33 protein-coding genes and 1 riboswitch are annotated in these 24,748 nt (G+C 40.1%); of the genes, 14 read left to right on the forward strand and 19 right to left on the reverse strand.

Features of this window, described 5'->3' with window-relative positions; translation table 11 throughout:
* Nucleotides 1-27 precede the first annotated feature (27 nt).
* The 4 genes from ACIQXV_RS03365 to ACIQXV_RS03380 all read right to left on the reverse strand — a co-directional run bounded on the left by ACIQXV_RS03365 (nt 28) and on the right by ACIQXV_RS03380 (nt 2,305).
* Nucleotides 28-702: an oxidoreductase gene (locus ACIQXV_RS03365; RefSeq protein ID WP_402955995.1), complete on the reverse strand. Its 675-nt coding sequence runs from the start codon at nt 700-702 to the stop codon at nt 28-30.
* A gap of 33 nt (nt 703-735) precedes the next feature.
* Nucleotides 736-1,254, reverse strand: a complete 519-nt coding sequence (locus ACIQXV_RS03370; protein WP_402955997.1) for a GNAT family N-acetyltransferase — start codon at nt 1,252-1,254, stop codon at nt 736-738.
* 13 nt (nt 1,255-1,267) lie between these two features.
* Complete coding sequence (locus ACIQXV_RS03375) at nt 1,268-1,663, reverse strand: VOC family protein (protein WP_402955999.1); 396 nt, start codon at nt 1,661-1,663, stop codon at nt 1,268-1,270.
* A 153-nt stretch (nt 1,664-1,816) separates the two neighbouring features.
* A complete protein-coding gene (locus ACIQXV_RS03380) occupies nt 1,817-2,305 on the reverse strand; it encodes a hypothetical protein (RefSeq protein ID WP_402956001.1) in 489 nt (162 codons plus the stop codon).
* A gap of 126 nt (nt 2,306-2,431) precedes the next feature.
* On the opposite strand from ACIQXV_RS03380, the gene ACIQXV_RS03385 reads away from it, so the two are divergent.
* Nucleotides 2,432-2,803, forward strand: coding sequence for a VOC family protein (locus ACIQXV_RS03385; RefSeq protein WP_402956003.1), 372 nt, complete (start codon nt 2,432-2,434; stop codon nt 2,801-2,803).
* A 106-nt stretch (nt 2,804-2,909) separates the two neighbouring features.
* Nucleotides 2,910-2,954, forward strand: a riboswitch (PreQ1 riboswitch).
* A gap of 6 nt (nt 2,955-2,960) precedes the next feature.
* Entirely contained in the window at nt 2,961-3,536 is a 576-nt protein-coding gene (locus ACIQXV_RS03390; RefSeq protein WP_402956004.1) for a QueT transporter family protein, read from the forward strand.
* Between the two features lie 110 nt (nt 3,537-3,646).
* Here ACIQXV_RS03390 and ACIQXV_RS03395 read toward each other — a convergent pair whose 3' ends face one another.
* On the reverse strand, nt 3,647-4,339 hold the full coding sequence (locus tag ACIQXV_RS03395) for a copper homeostasis protein CutC (protein WP_402956006.1): 693 nt from the start codon (nt 4,337-4,339) through the stop codon (nt 3,647-3,649).
* The gene (locus tag ACIQXV_RS03400) at nt 4,340-5,116 is read right to left on the reverse strand and encodes an N-acetyltransferase (protein ID WP_402956007.1); all 777 of its coding nucleotides are present in this window, start codon (nt 5,114-5,116) and stop codon (nt 4,340-4,342) included.
* 159 nt (nt 5,117-5,275) lie between these two features.
* Here ACIQXV_RS03400 and ACIQXV_RS03405 point away from each other — a divergent pair, with 159 nt between their 5' ends.
* Both ACIQXV_RS03405 and ACIQXV_RS03410 read left to right on the forward strand, forming a co-directional pair.
* On the forward strand, nt 5,276-5,800 hold the full coding sequence (locus ACIQXV_RS03405) for a DinB family protein (protein ID WP_402956009.1): 525 nt from the start codon (nt 5,276-5,278) through the stop codon (nt 5,798-5,800).
* Nucleotides 5,801-5,995: 195 nt separating this feature from the next.
* Nucleotides 5,996-6,421, forward strand: coding sequence for a VOC family protein (locus ACIQXV_RS03410; protein ID WP_402956011.1), 426 nt, complete (start codon nt 5,996-5,998; stop codon nt 6,419-6,421).
* A 91-nt stretch (nt 6,422-6,512) separates the two neighbouring features.
* On the opposite strand, the gene ACIQXV_RS03415 is transcribed toward ACIQXV_RS03410, so the two are convergent.
* Entirely contained in the window at nt 6,513-7,391 is an 879-nt protein-coding gene (locus ACIQXV_RS03415; protein ID WP_402956013.1) for a LysR family transcriptional regulator, read from the reverse strand.
* A gap of 107 nt (nt 7,392-7,498) precedes the next feature.
* Here ACIQXV_RS03415 and ACIQXV_RS03420 point away from each other — a divergent pair, with 107 nt between their 5' ends.
* A complete protein-coding gene (locus ACIQXV_RS03420) occupies nt 7,499-8,587 on the forward strand; it encodes a citrate synthase/methylcitrate synthase (protein WP_402956015.1) in 1,089 nt (362 codons plus the stop codon).
* A 122-nt stretch (nt 8,588-8,709) separates the two neighbouring features.
* Here the strand turns inward: ACIQXV_RS03420 and ACIQXV_RS03425 are convergent, their stop codons facing one another.
* A complete protein-coding gene (locus tag ACIQXV_RS03425; RefSeq protein ID WP_402956017.1) occupies nt 8,710-9,318 on the reverse strand; it encodes an exonuclease domain-containing protein in 609 nt (202 codons plus the stop codon).
* A 185-nt stretch (nt 9,319-9,503) separates the two neighbouring features.
* Here ACIQXV_RS03425 and ACIQXV_RS03430 point away from each other — a divergent pair, with 185 nt between their 5' ends.
* Nucleotides 9,504-9,893: a VOC family protein gene (locus ACIQXV_RS03430; protein WP_402956019.1), complete on the forward strand. Its 390-nt coding sequence runs from the start codon at nt 9,504-9,506 to the stop codon at nt 9,891-9,893.
* A gap of 27 nt (nt 9,894-9,920) precedes the next feature.
* Here the strand turns inward: ACIQXV_RS03430 and ACIQXV_RS03435 are convergent, their stop codons facing one another.
* Together ACIQXV_RS03435 and ACIQXV_RS03440 are read right to left on the reverse strand one after the other, a co-directional pair.
* Nucleotides 9,921-10,493 carry a TetR/AcrR family transcriptional regulator gene (locus ACIQXV_RS03435; protein ID WP_402956021.1) on the reverse strand — a complete coding sequence of 191 codons (573 nt, stop codon included), beginning with the start codon at nt 10,491-10,493 and terminating at the stop codon, nt 9,921-9,923.
* A gap of 13 nt (nt 10,494-10,506) precedes the next feature.
* On the reverse strand, nt 10,507-11,214 hold the full coding sequence (locus ACIQXV_RS03440) for an MBL fold metallo-hydrolase (RefSeq protein ID WP_402956023.1): 708 nt from the start codon (nt 11,212-11,214) through the stop codon (nt 10,507-10,509).
* A 225-nt stretch (nt 11,215-11,439) separates the two neighbouring features.
* Here ACIQXV_RS03440 and ACIQXV_RS03445 point away from each other — a divergent pair, with 225 nt between their 5' ends.
* The 8 genes from ACIQXV_RS03445 to ACIQXV_RS03480 all read left to right on the forward strand — a co-directional run bounded on the left by ACIQXV_RS03445 (nt 11,440) and on the right by ACIQXV_RS03480 (nt 17,310).
* Complete coding sequence (locus ACIQXV_RS03445; protein WP_402956025.1) at nt 11,440-11,766, forward strand: ArsR/SmtB family transcription factor; 327 nt, start codon at nt 11,440-11,442, stop codon at nt 11,764-11,766.
* Complete coding sequence (locus ACIQXV_RS03450) at nt 11,747-12,202, forward strand: SRPBCC family protein (protein WP_402956027.1); 456 nt, start codon at nt 11,747-11,749, stop codon at nt 12,200-12,202. The genes ACIQXV_RS03445 and ACIQXV_RS03450 overlap by 20 nt, the downstream gene beginning before the upstream one ends.
* Before the next feature lie 34 nt (nt 12,203-12,236).
* The gene (locus ACIQXV_RS03455) at nt 12,237-12,626 is read left to right on the forward strand and encodes an SRPBCC domain-containing protein (protein WP_402956029.1); all 390 of its coding nucleotides are present in this window, start codon (nt 12,237-12,239) and stop codon (nt 12,624-12,626) included.
* A gap of 216 nt (nt 12,627-12,842) precedes the next feature.
* Entirely contained in the window at nt 12,843-13,355 is a 513-nt protein-coding gene (locus ACIQXV_RS03460) for a DoxX family membrane protein (protein ID WP_402956031.1), read from the forward strand.
* 177 nt (nt 13,356-13,532) lie between these two features.
* Nucleotides 13,533-14,639, forward strand: a complete 1,107-nt coding sequence (locus ACIQXV_RS03465) for an ABC transporter ATP-binding protein (protein WP_402956033.1) — start codon at nt 13,533-13,535, stop codon at nt 14,637-14,639.
* Nucleotides 14,629-15,432: an ABC transporter permease gene (locus tag ACIQXV_RS03470; protein WP_402956035.1), complete on the forward strand. Its 804-nt coding sequence runs from the start codon at nt 14,629-14,631 to the stop codon at nt 15,430-15,432. Before ACIQXV_RS03465 ends, ACIQXV_RS03470 begins: the two co-directional genes overlap by 11 nt.
* Before the next feature lies 1 nt (nt 15,433).
* Complete coding sequence (locus ACIQXV_RS03475; protein ID WP_402956037.1) at nt 15,434-16,240, forward strand: ABC transporter permease; 807 nt, start codon at nt 15,434-15,436, stop codon at nt 16,238-16,240.
* Nucleotides 16,237-17,310, forward strand: a complete 1,074-nt coding sequence (locus tag ACIQXV_RS03480) for an ABC transporter substrate-binding protein (protein WP_402956039.1) — start codon at nt 16,237-16,239, stop codon at nt 17,308-17,310. Before ACIQXV_RS03475 ends, ACIQXV_RS03480 begins: the two co-directional genes overlap by 4 nt.
* A gap of 76 nt (nt 17,311-17,386) precedes the next feature.
* Here ACIQXV_RS03480 and ACIQXV_RS03485 read toward each other — a convergent pair whose 3' ends face one another.
* From ACIQXV_RS03485 to lepB, 9 genes are all read right to left on the reverse strand, one after another.
* Nucleotides 17,387-17,608 carry a hypothetical protein gene (locus tag ACIQXV_RS03485; protein WP_402956041.1) on the reverse strand — a complete coding sequence of 74 codons (222 nt, stop codon included), beginning with the start codon at nt 17,606-17,608 and terminating at the stop codon, nt 17,387-17,389.
* Nucleotides 17,609-17,787: 179 nt separating this feature from the next.
* The gene (locus ACIQXV_RS03490) at nt 17,788-18,585 is read right to left on the reverse strand and encodes an energy-coupling factor ABC transporter ATP-binding protein (RefSeq protein ID WP_402956043.1); all 798 of its coding nucleotides are present in this window, start codon (nt 18,583-18,585) and stop codon (nt 17,788-17,790) included.
* Complete coding sequence (locus tag ACIQXV_RS03495; protein ID WP_402956045.1) at nt 18,582-19,427, reverse strand: energy-coupling factor ABC transporter ATP-binding protein; 846 nt, start codon at nt 19,425-19,427, stop codon at nt 18,582-18,584. The genes ACIQXV_RS03490 and ACIQXV_RS03495 overlap by 4 nt, the downstream gene beginning before the upstream one ends.
* 182 nt (nt 19,428-19,609) lie before the next feature.
* The gene (locus tag ACIQXV_RS03500; protein WP_402956047.1) at nt 19,610-20,380 is read right to left on the reverse strand and encodes an energy-coupling factor transporter transmembrane component T family protein; all 771 of its coding nucleotides are present in this window, start codon (nt 20,378-20,380) and stop codon (nt 19,610-19,612) included.
* 33 nt (nt 20,381-20,413) lie between these two features.
* Nucleotides 20,414-21,016 (reverse strand): ECF transporter S component, encoded by a 603-nt coding sequence (locus ACIQXV_RS03505; RefSeq protein WP_402956049.1) that lies wholly within the window; start codon nt 21,014-21,016, stop codon nt 20,414-20,416.
* Nucleotides 21,017-21,037: 21 nt separating this feature from the next.
* Nucleotides 21,038-21,784 (reverse strand): nucleoside phosphorylase, encoded by a 747-nt coding sequence (locus ACIQXV_RS03510; RefSeq protein ID WP_402956050.1) that lies wholly within the window; start codon nt 21,782-21,784, stop codon nt 21,038-21,040.
* Between the two features lie 478 nt (nt 21,785-22,262).
* Nucleotides 22,263-23,276 (reverse strand): biotin synthase BioB, encoded by a 1,014-nt coding sequence (gene bioB, locus ACIQXV_RS03515; protein ID WP_402956051.1) that lies wholly within the window; start codon nt 23,274-23,276, stop codon nt 22,263-22,265.
* Between the two features lie 334 nt (nt 23,277-23,610).
* Nucleotides 23,611-24,084 carry a DinB family protein gene (locus ACIQXV_RS03520; protein ID WP_402956052.1) on the reverse strand — a complete coding sequence of 158 codons (474 nt, stop codon included), beginning with the start codon at nt 24,082-24,084 and terminating at the stop codon, nt 23,611-23,613.
* A 23-nt stretch (nt 24,085-24,107) separates the two neighbouring features.
* The gene (gene lepB, locus ACIQXV_RS03525) at nt 24,108-24,659 is read right to left on the reverse strand and encodes a signal peptidase I (RefSeq protein WP_402956320.1); all 552 of its coding nucleotides are present in this window, start codon (nt 24,657-24,659) and stop codon (nt 24,108-24,110) included.
* Between the last annotated feature and the right edge of the window lie 89 nt (nt 24,660-24,748).

Below are 24,748 nucleotides of genomic sequence, written 5' to 3' on the forward strand. Positions count from 1 at the left end.
ACTCAGAGCGGAGCGCCCTTCTCTGAGTTATTTTTGATTCGCGATTCGTTCAATTTCTTGTGAAGAATAGGTGAATACACCATTTGCGTCTGACTCAGCCACAATGGCCATTGCTTTAGCAACTTTTTTTGCTTCGATTGCTTTATAGGGGCGCATCGGTCCTATCATAATTATATTTAATAAACCACTTGCTTTCGCTCCTAGTTTTTCTCCAAAACGAAACTCTTTACGCTCCCCCAATAGCAATGACGGGCGAAAAATATGTAATGATGGCAGATGTATTGTTTTTAACGATTTCTCAACATCACCTTTGACGCGATTGTAGAAAAAACGTGAATTGGAATCAGCCCCCATCGCTGAAACAATGAGAAATTTTTCTGCATCGCCCTTTATCGCTAATTTTGCGGCTTCTAACGGGTAATCGTAATCTACTTTTCGAAATGCTTCCTTAGACTTTGCTTTTTTAATCGTTGTTCCTAAACAGCAAAATACATCTGTTACCTGAAATAATTCTGGGTAGGCTTCCAGTTGGTCAAAATCAACTGTACGCTGTTCGCAGATTGTCGATTCAAAATTTTCAATTGGCCTGCGGACTAGCAAATGAATTTTGTAATAGTGATTTCGCTGAATGAGTGTTTTTACTAACTCATTGCCGACGAGACCGCTTGCACCTAAAACGAGCGCTGTTTTTTTATTGTTCACTTGATTGGGTCTCCTCCTTTTAAGCACTTTTATTTAAAACAACTTTTCATAACAAAAGTACGTTCCATGGCCAGCAGGCTTTGAGGAAAAAAATACTTCACCGGTTTTGTTATATCCCCGTTTTTCATAAAAGCCTAAAGACCCTTTATTTCCAGAGTAAGCATCAAGCCGTATTCCGTCATATCCTTGTTCCTTAGCCATATTTTCCGCAAATTGCAGCATGGTTCCTCCAAAGCCTTTTCCTTGAACGGATGGATGAGTACAGAAGGAATGGAGGATTAAATATTTTCCATCCTTGTTAGACCAATTTACGTCATCCCATTCAGAAATTTGCCATTCGTTTAATACCATAGCTCCAAGGGTTTCTGATTCACTATGTAACATAAACATCTCTTTTTCGTTAATCGTGTGTTCAAAATACTCTTTATTCGGATACTCGACATCCCATTGATAGATTCCCTTTTGTTGCAGTTCTTCTTTACAATCTTGAAACAGTTGGTCAATGCTTGTTAAATCTCCGACTGCTGCAAGTGAAATTTGTTCTTCCCCCATACCTTTTTCCCCTTTAAATTTTATTGTCAGGTGCTACTAATTCCACTTTAATTCTGTCCGGATCTTCAAAATAAACGGCATAATGCAAATCCCCTCCGGCATATGGATGCTTATCCTGATACAGAATAGTAATCCCTTTTTCCATTAATTGTGCCGTTATTTGATTGACGTGTTCCTTGGTTTTTGCATGAAAGGCCAGATGATTCAGACCGACTCTAGAGCGGTGATAGGGAATATCCAGAAACCGCTTATCCGTTTGAACAAAAACAAGATAAGTTTCTCCATATTTCCAACTGATGCCTGAATCCCATTTCTGATATGTCTCGTAGCCTAATTCTGTTAAAAACCAATCCCAGAATTCGATGGTTTTGGTTAAGTCAGATACATAGATTTCAAGATGATGCAGCATGCTGATTTCCCCTTTCCAATAATCCCATTGTAGCATTTGCTAACAAAGAACAAACAGAAATTTCTGTTTTTCTAACCGTGAAAAACAAAAAAATCCTCCATTCAAAAAAACACCACAAATGGAGGGAGTAATCCAACTTGCGGTGTCTTGCGTTTATGAGAAGAATCTTTGAATAATAGTTTTCGGCTTTTTTCGTATTTTTTCAGCTATTGCTTGAAAACCGTACATCAGAACTGATTTAGCCATAAATAAAATTCCCATTTGGTAATGCTTCATTCTGACAAGAGAAACAATCCCCATATTTCTGAGGGTGATCATCCCTGGGAAAACAAACAAAAAGTTCGTGATTGTATTTAACAAAAGGAAACGGCGAAATTTCCCAAAGGAAAACTTTAATATCCAGATTGAGCCTACAAAAAGTGGCCCGATGATAAAGGGAATTTCGCCCATAGTTTTAGGAATAAGTTTCTCATAAAATCGCCACCAAACCCGTTTTTTTGCTATCAGACTTTCAACAGTAACCCAAATACAAACAAACAGGGCCCCCGGGTAAAATCTCCGAAATGACTTTTTCCCTAGGAGCGGCAATGAAAGCCATGGTACTAACATCATAGCGAGTAAGAACATTTTATTATGTTTCATCAATCAGCCATTCCTTTTTTCTTTTAGGATGCACAAATTGGTAAAATTTTATAATCGGTGTGTTATTTTTTGAAAAGTAGGCAAATTTGGAATAGAATGTAATTATATTTGGATGGGGGAATTTTTATGACAACAATTCAACGAGTTGGACAAATTGGGGTACCTGTGAAGGATATCGATCGAGCGATTACATTTTATAAGGATGTACTGAAGCTTCCGCTGCTGTTTAATACAGATACGATGGCATTTTTTGAGTGTAATGGGATGCGTCTCCTTCTCAGCCTACCGGAGAAGGAACAATTTGCGCATCCAAGTTCGGTGATTTATTTTAATGTTGATGCTATCAAGGCTGCCTATCAGGACCTTATTGAAAAAGGAGTAGCTTTTATTGATGAACCACATGTTGTTGCGAAAATGGGACAAACCGAAACATGGATGACGTTCTTTAAAGATACGGAAGACAACATCCATGCGTTAATGAGCGAGGTTCAAAATTAGGGATGCAAGGGATACCGTTTTGAGGCGGTATCCTTTATTTTTCCAAAATAGTGTCATTGACTGGTGCTTTTTTTTATATTAATATAGTAGATTGCAAGTATTATATAGTAACGTGGTTCGAGAACCTCCCACGTAAAAAAACTAAGGAGAAATGAATATGGAGAAAACATCTAATACATTGGCACAACCAATGGGTGCTAATGCAGGGGCTAGTGCCTCTGGAGCTGCTACAGCCGGCAAACCGCGCAACAATGTGCAAGGGATTGTCGTAAACGGGATTATTGCTGCATTGTACATTGCAGTCTCGGCCTTAATCCAGCCGTTTGGATTTACCCAAGTCCAGTTCCGTGTATCGGAAATGTTCAATCATCTTATCGTTTTTAACAAAAAGTACATTTACGGTATCGTTCTTGGTGTATTTTTAACAAATTTATTCTTTTCACCAATGAAGGCCTATGACCTTATTTTCGGTGTCGGCCAATCGGTAATTGCCTTATTAATCACGATTGCGTGCGCACGCTTTATTAAAGGCATTTGGGCGAGGATGATTGTCAATACACTTGTCTTCACATTTACGATGTTCTTAATTGCTCTGGAACTGCATTTGGCGTTTGATTTGCCATTCATGTTTACATGGTTAACAACTGCAGTGGGTGAATTTGTCGTGATGGCGGTTGGTATGCCAGTCATGTATGTAATTAATAAACGTGTTCAGTTTAATAAAATGGTGTAAATAAGAAAAGCGGAAGGCGCCCGTCTATCGGCGTATGGCCTGGAGCTGGACAATAAATAGCAAGAGGTGCTGCTTAAGTTGACTAAAGCAGCACCTCTTTTTTAATTTTTCTAGCTGAGTATTCTTTTGATCTTTTGGATCTCATCCCCGTTGATTCGATTGCGGAAGTCTCCATCAATCCTTACTGCGGAGCCAAAATGATATTCTGCTGCCTGAAGTTGGTCGTGAATGTATCCGATATTTTTTGTGGATAGACCTGAACCCGGCATGATGGTTGGGGAGGTTACGGATTTCTGCGACTGCTCAATCATTCTTTTTAAATTATCAAGCCCTTCGTGCGCGGTCGGTTTACCACCTGATGTCAGAATTTGATCTACATGATATGGTGATTGACAGAGCGATTGATAAGCCTCGATAGAATTTGTTTGATCAATCGCACGATGGAACGTTACGGTTAGGCCTTTCGCATCTTCTAACACCATTGAGAGCATGTCAAAATCTACTTTGCCCTGATTGTTTATTGCCCCGAAGACAATTCCCGCCGCGCCCAATTCTTTAATTACTTTTATATCCTCGCGAATGGCCCCCCATTCATCTTTACGATACACAAATGAAAAGCTATGCGGCCGTACCATGACCATAACAGGAATCTTAACACTCTGGACAACTGTTTTAATGATTCCGTAACTGGGTGTCAGTCCGCCTTCTGTCATGGCGGAAACTAACTCAAGACGGTCAGCGCCATAGGCCTCCGCTGTTTTGGCATCTTCATCATTTAAGACAATAATCTCTATTTTGCTCATCTAAAAAAACCCCTTTTTCATAGAAAAATATTTATAATACGTTTCCGTTTGCGACCGCTTCACGCAGCCATTTTTCTCAAATACCCCTTGCATTTTCTTATTTGCTATATCCGTGCTTCCAATGTAATAGGATGCCCCCATTTCCTTTAAAGCCCATAAGGATTGGAGATGCATCGCGCTGCTGAGGCCTTTCCTCCTCATTTTTGGTAATAGACCAAAATAAAATAATCGGCCCTCATCTGTTGTCCCTGGCTCGATGTGAGGGATGGAAATTCCAATCGGATGATTTTGCAAAAAATACACTCGGCATGAATTTTCCCAGTTTACCCCTAATTCACTTTTTACAGACATGAGGTGCTGGTCCATCGTTAAGGAGGAATCTTTATTATCTGACCCTGCCATACATTTTTCCCAGAGCTGTTTAAAATCCGTTTCAGAAAAAAAAGAGTTCGCTATGGAAGCCCATTTAAATGGGGGTTTCCATTCTTTAAGGTTCTTTAAATCCCTAGATACCTCAACCCTTGAAGAATAATATTCAAACCCATTTCTTAGGAATAATTCCGATATATACTCAGATTCAGGCGATCCCATTTCCAATGAAACACCAATTCTCTCCAATCCCCATCTTGAACAAAGATCTATTAATGAAAGGATATCTTGCTCCAAAATGAATCCTGCTGGGTTTTTCTTTTGTTCGAGTGTGATGTACGTCGGAAAACCGTTTAGTATTTTAAAGGTAATCCCTACTAACTTCTCTACTAACAATATATTAAGCATTTTTTCACTACCTTTCACCTACTATTTTAATTAAAAGGTAGAAAAGGAAACACAACAAAATTGTGAACATTATCATCTTATTATTTTTGATTGTTTTGAATATTATGGTAGGATTGAATTGTGAAAAAGCCGTGAGATTAGAAGGGAGAGAACGAAATAATGTTACAGCGTCCAGTAGAAAATGAATATCCTGAGTATTATGTACCTTATGTAAATTTGGTAGCAGATGGTGACCTTGTATCGATTTTAAAAGAGAATTTAGATGAAACAATTGCTCTTTTTAAGGAGGTAACGGAGGAGGAAGGTCATTTCCGTTATGCCCATGGTAAATGGAGCATTAAAGAAGTTCTTGGTCATATGACTGACACCGAAAGAATAATGAGTTACCGCCTGCTTCGTGTTGGCCGCGGGGACCAGACACCATTGGCAGGCTTTAACGAGAACGATTATATTAATGGGTCCCAGTTCGACCAACTATCGAATAAAGCGATCCTTGAGGACTTTACGGCAGTACGAAATGCCACCATCACCCTAATGCAAAACATGGCGGATGAGACTTGGGCCCGAATAGGCTTTGCCAACGGAACAGAAGTCACCACCCGTGCCATCGGCTACATCATCGCAGGCCACGCCATCCACCATGGCAAAATCATCAAAGAAAGATACCTAACTGGACTAAAATAAATAACGTGGTTGTAGTGCAAATGGTACCTGTCGCCAATTTTACTGTTGCGAACATGCGTTCTTTGTTTTATAATTGAATTATCGGTAATACTAGGATGTGGCTGCTTTAATTGGTGATTGTCAGCGAGATGCCTGTCTTTTGGACTATCGAATAAAGCAAGTAACTATTCTAATGTGACAAGGAGAGATTTAATTATGACAGTACGATTAATTCCCTATTTAGTGATGGACGGTAATGCAAAGGAAGCGATTGAGTTTTATCAAAAGGCATTGGATGCACAGGTTCTTTTTAGCCAGACTTTTGGAGAAATGCCGGAAAACCCGGAGTTTCCTCTGCCTGCAGAAGCAAAAGATCGTGTAAGTCATGCAACAATTAAAGTTGGTGAGACAGAGCTAATGTTTTCTGATACCTTCCCTGGTCAGCCACATCAAAGCGGAACTCAAGTGACCATCTGTATTACCACTGACGATGCTGAAAAAGCTCGCAAATTTTTTGATGCACTAGAGGATGGCGGTCAAGTGCAAATGCCGTTCCAAGAAACCTTCTTTAGCCCCGGTTATGGTACTGTAATAGACAAGTTCGGAGTAACCTTCCAAGTTTTCACAGAAGGTAAGCATTAATTTATTAAAATAACTAAACGGTTCTGTCAGCAACATTAGTGACAGAGCCGTTTTGCTTTTTTGCGCGGCATTTACAATACTGATTCATTATCTACAATCTATAATTAGAAATAAACTGTAAAAATTCTCTTTGTTTGGAATGATCATATTTCATGATGGCATACGTGTTAGCTTCAGGCAGTTGGATGGAATGACAGTCTACCTCTAGTAATCTCCCTTCTAATAATTCTCTCCTGACCGTCGATGTCGGCAGAAATGATACCCCCAGCCCCTCTACAATAAATCTTTTCGTGATATGAACCTGAGATACTTTCATCATCCGTACACTTGGATATTTATTTTTTACCATTCTGCAAAGAAGATCCCAATAACTTGGATGATTGTGGGTTATTAGATAATTAGTTGTTAACACTTCCTCCTCGTCCAATGGAGGTGCAGATTCAGAATCCCTTCCATCATGAGGAGCAACTAAAATGACTCTATCCTTTGATAAAAGCTCACTAATCATAGTTGGATGGTTGCTGTTTAAGCACGATAGCCCCAGATCTACTTCTTCATTTAAGACCGCCTGTTCGATATCGACGGATTCAATTATTTTGACTGAAATCTCTACTTCCGGGTATTGCTTTGTATAGCTTTTTAGAACATATGGCAGGATCGTATCCGCGATCAGCGGTGAAATACCTAGTGATAACTTTCTTGTATATCCCTGACTAAAAGAGGTAATATCCTCTAGTCCACGTTGATAAACTTCCAGTAATCTCTTCGCATGACCCAAATATTGTTTTCCCTCTTCAGTAAGTTTTATTTTTTTCCCATTCCTATGAAATAACAGGATGCCGAGCTCTTTTTCCAGCTGTTTAATATGGACCGTGACGGAAGGCTGCGAAATATATAGTAGCTCTGCCGTCCTGCGAAAATTCCCACAATCTGCTGCTGTTATAAATGTGTTAAGCCATTGAAATTCCATACACCGCTCCTTATTAAAAATAGTAATCAATTACTTTAATATTATTCAATATTCTTAATTATATTTATTTTATAAAATAACACTATATAAGGAAAGAGGTGTTTTTTATGATACAAAAAGGTTTGAAAGGCATTGTTGCAGCAGAAACATTAATTAGTCATATTGATGGGGAAAAAGGCCAGTTGTTTTATCGGGGTTATGAAATAAAAGAAATTGCGAAAAGCTACTCCTTTGAGGAGGCTGCCTATTTTCTTTGGTTTGGCCATTTTCCTAATGCTGACCAATTAGGTACGTTGAAAGAAGAATTGAGATGTAATCGTCCACTGCCCGAAAATATAAAGGTCATAATCGATCAGCTTCCTCTGGGAATGGATTTAATGAGTGTGATTAGAACCGCCATTTCAGCAGAAGGCGGCAATGGTGATTATGACTGGCAACCCGAAGTCTCACAGGCTATCAGATTAATTGCGCTGGTTCCTACCATTATCGCCTATCGAAAAAGTCAGGTAGATGGAAATGTAGCCGTGGCTCCACGAAATGATTTAGACCATGTTGAAAATTATTTGTATATGCTGAATGGAAATGTTCCATTGGCTGCCCATGTTGAAGCCCTTGAGACTTACATGACCCTTACCCTAGAGCATGGTATGAACGCTTCTACCTTTTCCGCCAGGGTTACAGCATCAACGGAGTCAGATTTAGTTTCAGCAATTACATCAGCAGTCGGGACAATGAAAGGACCGCTTCATGGCGGTGCTCCTTCAGGAGTCATCGAGCTTCTTGATGAAATTGCCATTGTTGGGGATGCTGAAATGGTGATTAGAGAAAAGGTTTTGCGCGGGGAAAAATTAATGGGCTTTGGGCATAGGGTTTATAAAACTCACGACCCTCGATCGGTCGCTCTAAAAGCAAAATTAATCGAGCTTATTGGAGAAGATGAGTGGCTTGACCTAGCGATGTCTGTGGAAGACACTGCTGTCAGGGTATTGGCTGAATTGAAACCTGGCCGATCACTTTATACAAACGTAGAATTTTACGCCGCCGCCATCATGAAAGCAATCAATATGGATGTAGAGCTATTCACCCCTACCTTTACCGCAAGCAGAATCGTCGGATGGACAGCACATGTCATAGAACAGTCCGAAAACAACACCATCTACAGACCCCAATCTAAATACATTGGAACCTTCAATTAAAGCGAGCGGACTTATAAATAGTGTATATAGTAGTAATGGTGTCAGGCACCATTACTACCCCCAACGCAGGGTTTTTGCGTTGGGGTTCATTTTTTTTGCGGTTGGGTAGTTTTTTAGGTTTTTTAGCCCATTTTTGTTCGTGCTGAGGCTGGCTGATATTTTCTCATTGGTCCTTTGTCTAGAACCTCTTGAAGATAAGAATTCCCATTTGGACTCGTTTTCTTTAGCAGTTCCAATAAGTATGTAATGTCGTCCATGGCTCTATGTGTTTGATAGTTAGTTATATCATGTGCTTGTAAGATTGTCAGGAGTTTACCATTTGGAAAACCGTAGTTTTTCCATGGAATATTTCTCATCGTACAATACCACTTTAAATCGTTGACTTCCGGATACATGTGATAAAGAAAGCTGCGGTCGAAGGAAGCATTATGGGCAAACACAGTGTCCGCGCGATGAAAATAGGTTTTTATTTTCACATCATAAAAGCTTTTTCCTTTGACCAACTCATAAGGAATTCCATGAACCCTGTATGCTTGGTCATAGTTGTTCCGAGCTGAATTCGAAAGCGGCTCCCGTAAAAAGGAATCTTCGTCAATAATATCAATGATTTCACCAGAATCAGATCGATAGGTAAATAACTTTAAAGCTAATTCAATCACTTCATCTTTGGTAGGACCCAAACCAGTCGTTTCTACATCCAAAACCAAACCATATTTTACTAATCCTCGCACCGTCATCATTCCTTAATACTTAAGTTTTCCACTATTATAACAAAGCTTTCCGAACTATTACATCTCCAAAATGTCCCTAATGGTATCCTGATAGACTTAGAAAGATTCCTTTTTTATCCCCATCAGCCCTATGTTATGATATAGTTACCAAACTCAAAAATTCATTTGCAATGGAGATGACCACTTTGATTCAATACCACGAGCTTCATCACGTTAGTCTAACTGTAACCGATTTAGAGCGTGCAAAACATTTTTATAGTGAAATCCTCTGTTTAAAAGAACTCAAGCGGCCTGCCTTCGATTTTCCAGGTGCATGGTATGAAATAGGAAACCAACAGGTTCACCTCATTGTCCTCCCGACCTCACAAACGATCCGTCAAGATAAATATTTAAACAGCCGGAAAGGACATTTTGCGCTTAGAGTAAAATCTTACGATGAAACCCTTAACTGGCTGAAGCAACATGATGTACCCATGTATCAACCTCAAAAAAGTGCCAGCGGTTTTGCACAAATTTTTTGCGCCGATCCTGATGGGAATCTAATCGAACTAAATGTGGATAAGAGAGATTTATAAAGTAAGCAGCTGAAGGCTTTATGGAGATTATCGTTCTTCTCCTATTCCAGCAAGAAATGCCTTAAGAATAATCGATAGGCTCTCATCCAAATCCAGTGTCATCTTAAAACCGCCTTTTTGCTCTAAAGCAGAAAAGCCATGTAAAATACTGCGTAACCCCCTGACGGCGTGCAGGGCAAGATTCCCTTCCAATTGGTATGCTTGGAGTACCCGTATGGAAAGGTCAACGATTTTTGCCCCGGCCTGTTGCACATCCTCATCCTCCGGGTCGGGGGCAAACAATGTCGCCTCATAAATACCGGGATGCTTCCGAGCAAAATTGACATATGCCTTACTAATTGCCAGGACAGCCTCGGTGCCTGACACCCCAATCGCAGCATCGGCCATGACCTCATTTAAGCGGTCGAATCCGTGAATGGCCAATTTTTTTCTCAAACCTGGAAGCCCATCAAAATGGTTATATAATGAAGGCGGGCGAATTCCTAATTTCTTCGCCAAATTTGCAAGTGTAACCTCATGCATTCCTTTTTGATCAGCAATCTCCCCTGCTGCTTCTAATATGGTTGTTAAATCAAGTCCAATTTTAGGTCTTGGTGACATAGTCTCTGCTCCTCTACCCTATTTTGCGCTCTAAACTTGAGGCTGCTTGTTCCATAACTTGCAATGGATTTTCAACCATTTCTCCGTGGCCAACCGCAAGCAGCTTTGGCTGATAGCTTATTAGTTTTTTGGCACTTGCTAGCGCCGTTTTCTTGCTCCAAGTACCAAAGGCTGGAAAAGGAAACCATGGCTTCATGTCCCCTGCCACGGCAATACCACCTCTTGTTTGAAAGGCATCACCGGCAATCAGTGCCTTTGTCCGTAAATCTAAAAAGGACATCGAGCCTGGTGTATGTCCCGGCGTTTCGATAGCGGTTAACGAACCGACAAAATCACCTTCCTTCAATAATATATTAGCTCTTGTTTTTATTTTTTTCGGTACACCGCCTTTAATCGGTGTTTGCTCTTCATGTGGGTCAAGGGAACGATCATCATTCATTAATCTGTGATCACGGGCAGAAATATAAACAGGTATCTCCGGCATTAACACTTTTATAGAATCGAGTGCACCAACATGATCCTCATGTGCATGTGTTAAAACAATTTTTGTAATCGGTTTTCCAATGGTTTCAGCCGCCTGCAAAATCCCCTTCGTACAAAAGCCAAGTGCTGCATCAATTAATGTTAATCCATCCTCTTCCTCCACCAAATAGCAATTGACAGGAAAAACATTCGCCATGAATGTCACTTGATATAAATAACCGTTTTTGATCATTCTCATTATGGTCATCCCCTTTTAACTAATATCATTAGTTTTATTTTAACTAATACTATTAGTTTTTTCAATACTTTTTGGTAAAATTTCCATTAACTAAAAAGAGCTGGATACCAACTTAAAAATGTTTATCTGTGTCATGTAATATATTTTCGATTCTTACCAAAAGATACTATTAGGTAAATTTATAATTAAGTTGACACTTAATTAAGTATATACTAAAATAAACGCATGATTGAAAAAGTCCTTCATGCAATAGCAGAGCCAAGAAGAAGAGATATTCTCTATCTCATTCGCGACGGAGAACTTACCTCCAGCGCAATTGCATCACATTTTGAAATCTCAGCTCCAGCGGTTTCACAGCATCTCAAAGTTTTGGAACAATCTGGCCTCGTTGTAGTCAGGAGAGACGGAACAAAACGGTACTACGGAATTAGAAGGGATGGTTTTGCTGAATTAAAACAGTACATTGACCGTTTTTGGGATGATAGTTTACTACGTCTGAAAGAAGCAGCTGAAGAAGAAGAAAGGAGAAAAAATGATGAAAACAAACCATGATACCATTACGAAAGAGATTTTTATCGAGGCACGGCCTGAAACATTATTTTCTTTTTTTACGGATGCAGAAAAAATGGTCCGCTGGATGGGGAGACAAATCCTTCTCGAACCAAAAATCGGCGGTAAATATCGAATCGATGTCAATGGCAGCGATATTGCCATGGGAGAATATGTAGAAATAGTGCCTTATGAAAAAATCGTCATGTCCTGGGGCTGGGAGAAATCAAAAATGGTCCCTCCTGGTTCAAGTAAGGTTGAATTCCGATTAACGCCAACAGAAAATGGGACGAACCTAGTATTAACTCATTATGATTTGCCAGTCGAAGAAATTCCGTCACATCAGCAAGGCTGGTCTCATTATATGCCGCGCATTAAAGATTTTGCGGAAAGCAAAGACCCGGGTATTGACCCATGGTCTGTTGTGGCGATGCACTAATTTTTATTAAAAAATTTTAAGGAGAGGTTATAACATGACTAAAACCATTCATCAAGAAGTAGTTTTCAATGCGCGCCCAGGACGCATTTATGAAGTACTGTCGGATTCTAAGCAATTCAGTGAAATGACTGGGGGTGCACCAACTGAAATTAGCCCGGATGCTGGTGGTACCTTCTCATGCTTTGGCGGCATGATTCATGGAAGAAACATTGAATTAGTTCCAGGTGTGCGCGTTGTCCAAGCATGGCGAGTAAAAAACTGGCCAGAAGGTGTTTATTCGATCGCTATGTTCGAACTGAAGGAGCAAGACTCCAAAACCCTTTTGGTTTTTGAGCATATTGGTTTTCCTGAAGAAGAAGGAGAACATCTTGCTGTAGGCTGGGGAGAAAATTATTGGACCCCATTAGAGAAATATTTAGGTTAATAGTGGTAAAATTCATCACATTATTTCAAACTTAACTAGTTGAAATAATGTGTTTTTTTATTCATCGAACAAAACAAATACAAGTGTTAATAAAATGTTCAAATTCTTTTTACAGAATTGTGAACCATTGAACAAAATACCCTATTTCTGAGATAAGTTTGTTATATTAACAGTGTACTTAATATATAAAAATTAATTAACAAGGGGATGTTTTACATGGTAGTCAATTGGTTAAGAGAAAATAAAGTTGCCGCTGCAATTTTAACAGTTCTTCGTTTATTTCTTGGTTATTCTTGGTTAACAGCTGGTTGGGGTAAGCTTTCAAGTGGGGCTTTTGATGCTTCTGGTTATTTAAAAGCAGTGATTGCGAACCCAGTAAAAGGTCCAGACGGTAGTGTAGTGTATGGCTGGTATGTTGAATTCCTTAAAGGATTTGCATTACCAAACGTTGATATTTTCAATACGATTGTTCCTCTTGGAGAATTTTTAATTGGATTAGGACTTATTCTTGGATGCTTAACAACAGCAGCAGCGTTTTTCGGACTTGTGATGAACTTTTCTTTCTTCTTAGCTGGAACAGTATCTCATATTCCAACAGACCTTATCATCGGAGCCATTATTCTTTTCGCAGGATTTAACGCCGGCCGTATTGGTCTTGACCGCTGGGTAATCCCGTTCATCCGCAATACTGCATTCAAAGGGAACAAAACGCTCAAACAAAATGTTTAGTACTACAAAAAGTGCCTGAGCCAAAGGCGCTTTTTCTAATTCATCTATTTTAGAAAAACTTGCCTTTTGCAAGTTTTTTTTATTGTAGTAATTGAATTTTCAGGTTCTTCCTGTATAATGATTCCCGAATGGAACAGCTTGGGACTAGATGTAATTGGAAAGAAGGAGGTCACTTTTATGAACGGTGCCATTATTCATTTTAAAAATGTAACCAAACAATATGACAACGATCCGCCTGTCCTAAAGGAAGTAAGCTTTGAGATAGAGCGTGGCAAATTTTATACACTGCTTGGCCCTTCTGGATGCGGTAAAACAACAATATTAAGGTTAATCGCCGGATTTACTGAAGCATCCGAAGGGGAAATTTATTTTAACGGCAAAAAAATCAATCATGTTCCTGCGAATAAACGGCAGGTAAATACCGTATTTCAAGATTACGCTCTTTTTCCCCATTTAAATGTATTTGAAAATGTGGCGTTCGGATTGCGCATCAAAAAAATGAAGAATCCGGAGATAGAACGAAAGGTAAAGGAAGCACTTAGCTTTGTAAACCTTTCAGGCTATGAAACACGCGAAATCAGAGAAATGTCCGGAGGGCAGCGGCAGCGCGTTGCGATCGCCCGCGCCATTGTCAATGAGCCTGAAGTGATTCTGCTTGATGAACCATTATCAGCGCTTGATTTAAAGCTGCGTACCGAAATGCAGTATGAGCTTCGTGAATTGCAGCGACGCCTTGGAATTACCTTTATCTTCGTCACACATGATCAAGAGGAAGCACTGGCGATGTCCGATGAGATTTTTGTCATCAATAAAGGGAAAATCCAGCAAAGTGGCACACCGACAGATATTTACGATGAACCGATTAACCGCTTTGTCGCTGACTTTATTGGCGAATCCAATATTGTCCAAGGCAGAATGATAGAGGATTATCGTGTGGAATTTGTCGGCAGAGAGTTCGAGTGCGTCGACCAGGGGTTAAACACGAATGAGCCCATTGAAGTGGTCATCCGTCCTGAGGATTTAGAAATCACCACATTGGATCGCGGTAAGCTCCAGGTGCGCGTAGACTCGCAATTATTCCGCGGGGTTCATTATGAAATCAGCTGCTATGATAAAGACGGAAATGAGTGGCTCGTCCATTCCACGAAAAAGGCAACCGTAGGCGATGAAATCGGGCTTTATTTTGACCCTGAAGCCATTCATGTTATGCGCCACGGAGAAACCGAGGAAGAATTTGACCGGCGGTTAGAAGCCTATACGGAAGTGGAATCCAATGGAAAATAAACAAACCCGCAGTATATTTATGGTTCCTTATTTCCTTTGGATTGCTCTTTTTGTCATTGCACCCATTTTGCTCGTACTATATTACTCTTTCTTTGATATTGAGGGAAATGTATCACTTGTAAATTATCAAAAGTTTTTCACACCGGTGTATTTAAAGATGACATTCAGCTCGTTTTGGTATGCCTTTTTGATTACAGCTATTTCGCTCTTGGTTGCCTATCCAACAGCCTATTTATTAACAAAAACAAGGCACAAACAATTGTGGCTTTTATTAATCATTGTACCTTCATGGATAAATTTATTGTTAAAGGCATACGCCTTCCTTGGAATTTTCGGTACATATGGAGTGGCAAACAGCTTTTTAAAAATGATTGGGATAGGCGCACAGCAAATCTTGTTTACGGATTTCAGCTTTGTATTTGTCTCAGTTTATATTTTTATCCCCTTCATGATTTTGCCGATCTTCAATTCATTGAATGAATTGAATCCGACCCTTTTGGACGCAGCCGATGACTTAGGGGCATCCAAATGGACGACGTTTCGCCGCGTTATTTTCCCATTAACGATTGACGGGGTAAAGTCAGGCTGCCAGGTTGTGTTCATCCCGGCGCTTTCCTTGTTCATGCTGACCCGATTAATTGCCGGAAACCGCGTCATCACCCTTGGGACAGCGATTGAGCAGCAATTTCTTGTGACGCGGGACTGGGGCATGGGTTCGACGATTGCCGTCTTTTTAATCATTATTATGGTTTTCATTATGATTGTAACGAATACACGAAAGCGAGGTGTGTAATGTGGATAAAAAAATCTCTCCCTTATCAAAGCTATTTCTATTGATGATCTTTTTTATCCTGTATGCACCTATTTTCTTTCTTGTCATCTTCTCTTTCAACAGCGGGGAAACGATGTATAATTTTAAGGGATTCTCGCTTGAGTGGTACCGAGAACTTTTTCAGGATACAAGACTTCTGATTATCGTTTTGAATACTATAGTGGTTGCTTTATTATCAGCACTCTTATCTACGATCATAGGTGTGCTTGGGGCATTGACCATCCATCAGGCGAAAAAAAGACAAACCAAAAATTCGCTGTTATCTTTAAACAATGTGCTTATTGTCAGCCCTGATGTCATCATTGGCGCTTCGTTTTTAATTTTGTTCACGATGGCTGGGATCAAGCTCGGGTTCTATTCGGTGCTGTTATCCCATATCGCTTTTAGCATTCCGATTGTTGTCTTGATGGTGCTGCCAAAGTTGATGGAAATGAGCCCGACGTTAATCGATGCCGCCCGGGATCTTGGTGCAAGCCGTTGGAACGTCCTGACAAAGGTCATTATTCCATTTATCACACCAGGAATTTTCGCAGGATTTTTCATGGCGTTAACGTATTCATTTGATGATTTCGCGGTTACCTTTTTTGTCACCGGAAATGGATTTTCAACACTTTCCGTTGAAATTTATTCATTAGCCCGCAGGGGAATTTCCTTGAATATAAACGCACTATCAGCACTTTTGTTCCTATTTACAACTTTGCTCGTTGTGATTTATTACTTTATTACACAGCGTAACAAGGTTAATGGAATGGGGGTTCGTAAGCGATGAACAAGCTAGTTCGTTTTTTCCTCGTGATCGCCCTTGCATCGGCAGTGCTTTTATATGCAATTTCTAGTTTAAACACGTCCCAAGGCTATTCGGGCGGCAATACGTTGACGATTTATAACTGGGGCGATTACATTGATGCAGATCTCATAAAGCAGTTTGAAAAAGAAACAGGAATTAAGGTTATTTATGAAACCTTCGATTCCAATGAGGCGATGCTGACAAAGATTGAGCAAGGCGGCACGACCTATGATATTGCCGTTCCTTCTGAATATATGATTGATAAAATGCGGCATGAGGATTTGCTTATCCCGTTGGATCATTCGAAACTGCCTAACTTAAAAAATATTGATCAACGATTTATGGATCTTCCATTTGATCCGGGCAATAAATATTCTGTTCCCTATTTCTGGGGAACCGTCGGCATTGTCTATAATCCGAAAATGCTTGATGGGAAGAAAATAACCAGCTGGAATGACCTTTGGGAACCTTCCTTACGAAATAAAATTCTGTTAATCGATGGTGCCCGCGAAGTGATGGGAATGGGCCTGAACAGTTTGGGGTATTCGCTAAATGACACCAGCAGACAGCATTTAATCGAGGCGAAGGAAAAGCTTGATACGCTTACCCCGAATGTCAAAGCTATCGTTGGTGATGAAATCAAGATGCTGCTTGCCAATGAAGAGGCCTCTGTTGGCTTAGTGTGGTCCGGGGATGCTTCTGAGATTATGTCCGAGAATGAAGATTTGGACTATGTTGTCCCTAAAGAAGGCTCTAACCTTTGGTTCGATAATATGGTCATCCCGAAAACCGCGAAGAATATTGAGGCAGCCCATAAATTTATTAACTTCATGCTCGATCCGAAGGTTGCTGCACAAAATACAGAATATGTTGGTTACTCGACGCCGAATAAGCAGGCACTTAAACACATGCCTAAAGAGGTCGTCAAGGATGAACGGTTCTATCCATCACCGGAATTGACGGAAAAACTAGAGGTCTATGAAAACCTTGGCAAAAAGAATTTGGCATACTACAATGAATTGTTTTTACAGTTTAAAATGCATCGGAAATAGTAATGGGATGATTCATTCATGCATCCAAAAAGGGCCGCAATTTCCTATCTCTGGAAATTGCAGCCCTTTCTTTACTTTAATAACTATTATCTTCTTTATAACTTTCCTTATTTGCATACCAATTTGTTAGCTCGGTTAGGATCGCAAACACGAAGAAAAAGTTCATCGCCCAAACATTGATAAAAGGAGTAATGCCGCCAAACTCAATGGTTGCATATCCCTTTAGTTTCATGACAATCGTCGACTCGATAAAAATCAAAATAAACCCTAATACACCCGCCGCTGCTGCTCTGAACATCTCATTTTCCCCCTTGTAAAATAATGAAGCTATCCTTAGATTTCCATATATAAATCGTGAATAAATTGTAATTTTGACAATTCCGTGAACATCCTTACCTCTATTATATGGCAAAATCCGTTAAACACAACTCCCAACTTACCAATAAAGAAAAGGGTGTCAGGCACCATGTGAATTTTTCACATGGTGCCTGACACCCTTATAAACTCTTCTACAGTCAATATAGTGTTTTTCACACCTAGCTTGACTGCTAGTTGGGTGATGCCTGGTGGTTCGACTTTGGCTTTGCTGAGAATTTCCCTTTGTGAGAATACGAATCTTGTGTCCCCATCCAGTAGGACCTTTCCTTCATTAAACACAATCGTGCGCTCAAAATTCTCTGCGACAAAATCCATGTCGTGGATAATTGTCATGACTAATTTGTTTTTGCTCTTCAATTCCTGGATGATTTGGCGGATCTTTTCTTTGCCTTGATGGTCCTGTGCAATGGTCGGCTCATCAAAAATAATGATGTCTGTATCCATTGCCACAACAGAGGCAATACAAAGCAGTTTCTTTTCCGATAAACTCAAATCATGAGGATTCATCTCTAGTTTATCCTCGAGCTCGACCATCTTTAAGGCTTTGATCGCCTGCTTCTCCGCCGTATGCTTTCCCATTTTTATATTTAACGGGCCAAACATCACTTCTTCCAAAACTGTTCGTTTAAAAATTTGATCATTCGGATTTTGAAAAACGAGTCCGATTGTTCTCGCCATCTCAGCGGCAGTTTTAATTCTTGCATCAAAATGATGAACCAAGATTTCCCCTTCATTCGGTTTCAAAAGGCCTTTCAGCAGCTTCACAAACGTCGTCTTTCCTGCACCATTTTGACCGATAATGGCGGTGGATCGCTCGTCGAACTCTAAATTAATCCCTGAAAGCACTTGGGGTCCACCATTTTTATAGGAAAAAGAAAGATTAGATACGTTAATCATCCAAATCGCCCCCTTAATGCCTTTTCCGCATCATCCAAGGTTATAGGATAATAATACGAAGCTGCCGTCTTCGCCCCCAAAGCTTTACACACTCTTGTATAAACGGGTGCAACAATCCCATGGTCCTTAAGATCCTTCCGCGAAAAAACCTTCGCAGGTGAGTCCATGTCAACCATTTTTCCGTCATGTAGCAGTAATACTCGATCGCAATATTGGGCGACTTTCTCCATCTTATGTTCTGCTAGAATAACAGTAATCCCCTGTTTACTTAAGTTTTGAATCGCGGTGAATACTTCCTCGGAACCTGCAGGGTCTAGCTGGGAGGTCGGTTCGTCCAATACTAGAATGTCCGGTTTCATTGCAATGATACTAGCAATCGCCATCCGCTGCATTTGCCCCCCAGATAAGTCAAAGGGATTTTGATCCTTTACATGCTCAATCTTTAACAAGTTAAGCACATAATCAATCCGCTCAATAATTTCAGGACGGGGCAGGCCTATATTCTCAAGCCCGAAAGCTATTTCCTCATACACCGTCATTTTCGAGCCCGTTACCTGGGTAAATGGATTTTGAAACACCATTCCTACCTTCAGAGAAACGTCAGCAATCGTATGACTTTTCACTTCCAGTCCGTCTACCACCACTTTCCCTCCATATGCCCCTTTATAAAAATGAGGAACGAGACCAACCAGCGCTTGACACAAGGTCGATTTCCCCGCAGAGTTTTTCCCAATAATACCGATAAATTCCCCTTCATTCACTTCAAATGAAAGATCATTAAGTGCGAGCATATCGGATAGTGGATATTTATATTTAAGACCCTCGACGATTATTTTTTTCATGCTAAAACCAATAAGACGTTCAACGCCAACATCTCCTATGGAAAATAAATTATTGTGAACAAACCGTAGTCGCCTAATAAAGGCGGTGTGAGCAGAGCAAGGCCTCACTAGTCCAAAGAAGAAAATGTGTATATTCATTCAACTTAGATAAAACTACTTCCCTTATGCGGCGCTCCGCCCCTTTACCACGCTAAAATCCTCCACGCTATGGCGCCCACAATTAGCAACAGCATTACTGACTGAATCAGTCTGCTATGGGTGTAAGTTTTTTCCTCATATAAATAGGTTTTCGGGGCCCTGGAATTAAAGCCCCTCACCTCTAATGCCATCGCCCGTTCCTTTGTATTGATTAGCGACCCTAGGATAACCGGGCCCAATAACGGTACGAAAGCCTTGATTCTGACCAACAAATTTCCTTCTGTCTCCATGCCCCTCGCTCGCTGCGCATCCGTAATCGTCCCCATGCTCGACAGCATTTCGGGGATAATTTGAAAAACGGAAACAATCACATATCCAATTCTTGGTGACATTCCTTTACGGACAAGCGTTTCAACAAGATCAGATGGTTTCGTCGTAAGAACCAAGATCATAAAGGAACTGACGATATTCGTTACCCGGAGCGTAATCGTTAAGGCATACAGCAGCCCCTCTTTATACATAGCAACTGAACCAATTTGAAAAAGAACGGTCTCATTTTCCGGTTTAAACAAGCCTTGAATGATGACGACCGTAATCAGCACGAAAAAAACAAAACTAAACACAGGAATTGTTTTTCGAATCACTTTCGCTGCACACAATAACATAATACTTATACCTAGGCATAAAAAAGAAATCGTGAACGATGGCAGAATAATAGGAATGAATAGGGCAAATAGAATGTAAAACAGTTTCGTGATGGGATCGACATCATGAATGAGCGATTCCCTTTCCACATACAAGCTAATCGATTTCAAAAAGCTTCACCAGCTTTCTTTTACCAAGAAGACTTAATCTAGTGTCTCGATTTTTTCATTATTGTTATATAATTGGATCACATTCCGAGGTAATCCTTTGAAAATACCAAAACTAATTAATACAACTAATAATTTATCCGGTACATCGACAACCAATTCATCAAGCAGCGATGCCAGCCAAGTAGAATCTGTTTTGGCTAGAATAAAAGCAAATAAAGCGTCTCCCCATACATTCCCTGTTTGGCCGCCCCAGAAACCAATATTTAGCGGTGTCGATACAACCGTCGCTACAAGACCAATGATTAAACCGGCAACGATGGCCTTTCCCCAGCTAGAAATATAGCCTTTGAAAAATAAAACCCCGACCGCCAAGCCAATCGCCACACTTGTAATCGAATATACAAACGAAATGGGATCGGTAAAACCATAAATGATATTATTAATTGCACCTGCTAAGGCACCGACAATCGGACCGCCCAACATCGCGGCTAAGACAGTTCCGATGGAATCCAACCATAGCGGCAGTTTCAAAAATGCCGCAATTAATTTACCAATATAGTTGACACCTACCGCTACCGGAATCAGAACGAGCGCGGCTGTTGATAAACGCAACGACCACATGCTTTGTTTTTTCATTAAAAAAACCCCCTTTTCAATTTAAAAGCTAGAATCATAGGAAACAATCGCTTCGAGTGCGGTGAGGATTTCCAGCTCTTCCCCACGTTTGCTATTGTTTTTCGCATCAATGTAATCATTGATTCCCCCTTCCAAATCCCCCTCTTTTTCAACAACGACATTTAAAATGGAAGCAGTCTTAATGCCACGCAATCCACCAATGACAAATAGGGCAGCTGTTTCCATGTCTGAAGCGAGAATCCCTTTCTCTGACCAATACTTGTCGATTTCTTGTTCTTTATCAGTATAAAAGCTGTCATGACATCTGACAACACCTGTGTAATTTTTAGCGCCATTCTTTTTTGCTGAGTTGATCACATGAAAAAGCAAATCGGTATCTGGAATAGCAGGATAGGCCTTGTTAATATAGGCATAAGACGCTCCGTCATTTCTCACGGCACCGGAAGCAATTACCAGGTCACCAAGACGTAATTGTGGTTGCAAGGCACCGCAGCTGCCAATCCGTATCATCACGTTTACACCTATATTCTTTAACTCCTCGATGGCAATTCCGGCTGACACCCCACCAATTCCTGTTGAGGTCACGAAAATAGGCACTCCTTTATAAAAGCCTTTGGTTGTTTTGTATTCTCGGTTGAAGGCGACTTCCACGGGATTGTCTAAAAATTTAGCTACTTCATCAACACGACCGGGGTCACCTGGCAATAACGCATATTGCACCTCGTGTCCGTTTCCAATTCTGATATGCGGTTGTAGGTTAGTTTCCATATTCGTTAGCTCCTTATAAGTTTTTTAGTTTGAAAGACAAGAGTTTGGTTGTTTATATGTATGATTCTTATTAAGTTCTATTCACATTGGGTAATATTTGGATTTGTCTACAGTATGGGTGAGGTCAGCATCTAGTTGAGGCATCATTTTCTTGGTGTAACAGAAGGGAAAATTTTCTACTATTTATTACAATTTTACCAGAATAATCTGATTTGGTCATACTGAAGACGTATTCCCCTTTTATGGCAGAAGTCGTATTAACCGGCCGCCGGCCATCGTAAGGGAATCTTCACAACTTCCACACAAGTTCGCTACAACTTCTACATAAGTATAATTTAATATAAAGGTAACTTAATTAAGAAGTGGTTCGAAGAGCTCATTTCTTAAAACTTCCCATAATTTGATTGGTGCTGACACCAATCATTTTTTTTGCCAAAAAAATGATGCCCCCACAGTTTTCGTGAGGCATCACCATCAATTAATAGGTTTTTGAAAACGACTGGCTCTCAACATCGAATGGATTTTCCTCGATTTCGAATCCGAGGTCCTTAATGAGTTGGAAGTCAGCATCCGCACATTGTCCATCAGTCGTTAAATAATCACCGACAAAAATGGAGTTTGCAATGAATAAGCCTAAATTTTGCAATGATCGCAGGTTAAATTCGCGGCCGCCGGAAATGCGAATCTCCTTCGTCGGATTGACAAACCGGAATAGAGATAAAATTTTCAAGCAGCGAATTGGTGTTAGGTCATCTAGATCCTCAAGTTTTGTTCCCTTAATTGGATGGAGGAAATTCACCGGTATAGAATCAGCATCCAACTCTTTCAGTGCAAAGGCCATCTCAACAATATCCTCATCCGTTTCCCCCATCCCGCAGATGACTCCGGAACATGGGGAAATTCCAGCTTTCTTTACATTTTCAATCGTCTCAACTCGATCCTCATAATCATGCGTGCTGGTAATATTTTCATGATGGTTCGCGCTTGTATTGATATTGTGATTAAATCGATCCACACCAGCGGATTTCAGCTTACCTGCTTGTTCTTCGGACACAAGCCCCAAACAAGCACAAATTTTAATTTGCTCCACCTCATTTTTAATTTCCTGGACGGCAGAGATAACAGTATCCACCTCATTATTGGTCGGTTTCCTGCCGCTCATTACGATACAATATGTACCAATTTTATTCTTTTTCGCTTCCTTGGCTCCCTCCACAATCGTTTGTTTACTAATGAGAGGATACCGGTCAATTTCTGTTTTTGCATTAATCGATTGGGCACAATACCCGCAGTCCTCAGGACACAGTCCGCTTTTTGCATTAATTATCAAATTCAACTTCACTTTTTTTCCATAATAATGTCTGCGAATTTCATAGGCACCATTAACGAGCGATAGAATATCCTCATCTTTGGATAATAGGATTTCCCTTGCCTCCTCATTTGTTAATTCATGTCCTTCAATCACGTTTTTTGCCAGCTTGATCCAACCCATACCATCACCTCAATTTTAATTGTCAACTTATATCGTTAATTGGTTAACAATTAAAATTATAAATCATGCAAGCTATTATGAAAATAGATAAATGAAAAATTTGGGTTTTACAGGTAATTTGCCCCACTCAAAAAACCTTCACAACTTCCACACAACTTCCCCCTAAGTTCTACACAAGTTTTTCTTAATATAATGGTAACTTAATTAGGAAATTTGTTCACTTGAGCTCATTTCTTAAAACTTCCCATAATTTGATTGGTGCCTGACACCAATCTATTTTTTTGCCTTCCTACTCAACAAGAAAAAGACAGCATGATTGCCGCCTTTTCTTCTATTACAAATTCTGATCTTTTAAAAAAGCATTAATTTGGTTTTTATGCATTCGATCATGCTCAATCAGATCAGAAAAATAACTTGATACTATCAGCCTGTTTTTTCCAATGATAATCGGTTCATAAAATCTATCAGCTGGAATGTTCTTAATTTGAGAAACTACTTCTTCCCGTTTCGATACAAATTCATTGATAAGACTAACTTTAAATATGCCTGACCGTGCATAAAGTGACGCTTTAGTATTTATATTTTCAACATCCACTTTTACCGCGGGAATTTCCTCGGAGCGAATGATAAAAGGCAGTCGATAGTCCAATAAAAATAGATCCCACGAGATGAAGTGGGAAATCACATCGGCAATTCCCCAACTGCCTTCCTTAAAAGGCCCAAACCAGACGTCATCCGTTAATCCCTTTAATGATTCACTCCAAGTTATTAAACTCAACTTTTCTTCAATAATTTGCTGCTTATTCATACTATCCTCCATCCCCCAGTCTACTACCTTACATTTCTAATATTCGAGAACGGAAAAATGACAAATTCACTTTTTCCCACAATGTCCGCTTCCTTGATAAAGTCTAAACCATTGCGGCTATCCATGCTTTTCAAGCGATTATCCCCCATCACAAAATAATGGTTTGCAGGGACAATAATTGGGCCAAAGTCCCCCGTTAGCAGACTTCCCATTTTCTCGGCTGCCTTCCGGTTTTCTGATAGGTAGGATTCCTTAACGGGTTCCCCATTAATCAATAATTGGTCATCGTTCATTTCAATCTTATCCCCTGGCATCCCTATGATTCTTTTTACATAATTTTTAGTCGGACCTTTAATGATAACAATGTCGCCTCTGCTAAAACTTGCCGAATAGTACAGTTTATTTACAAAAATTTTCTCTTGATTATGTAATGTCGGCTCCATCGATGCGCCTTCAACAACATACGGAGAAAATAAAAATGTTCTTAAAACAACGGCAATGCCTGCCGCTATCAAAAGTGATTTCCCCCAGCCGAGAAGCTCTTTTTTTGAATTCGAACTAGCCATATCCAACAACACCTTTCTACTAAATTCAACGAAAAATACTGATACTAATACTATTCGATACCCAGCCAATAAGACCTTTTAAAACCCTAAAATAATCA

It is taken from the genome of Neobacillus sp. NPDC097160, assembly GCF_044762155.1.
Lineage (GTDB): Bacteria > Bacillota > Bacilli > Bacillales > Cytobacillaceae > Neobacillus.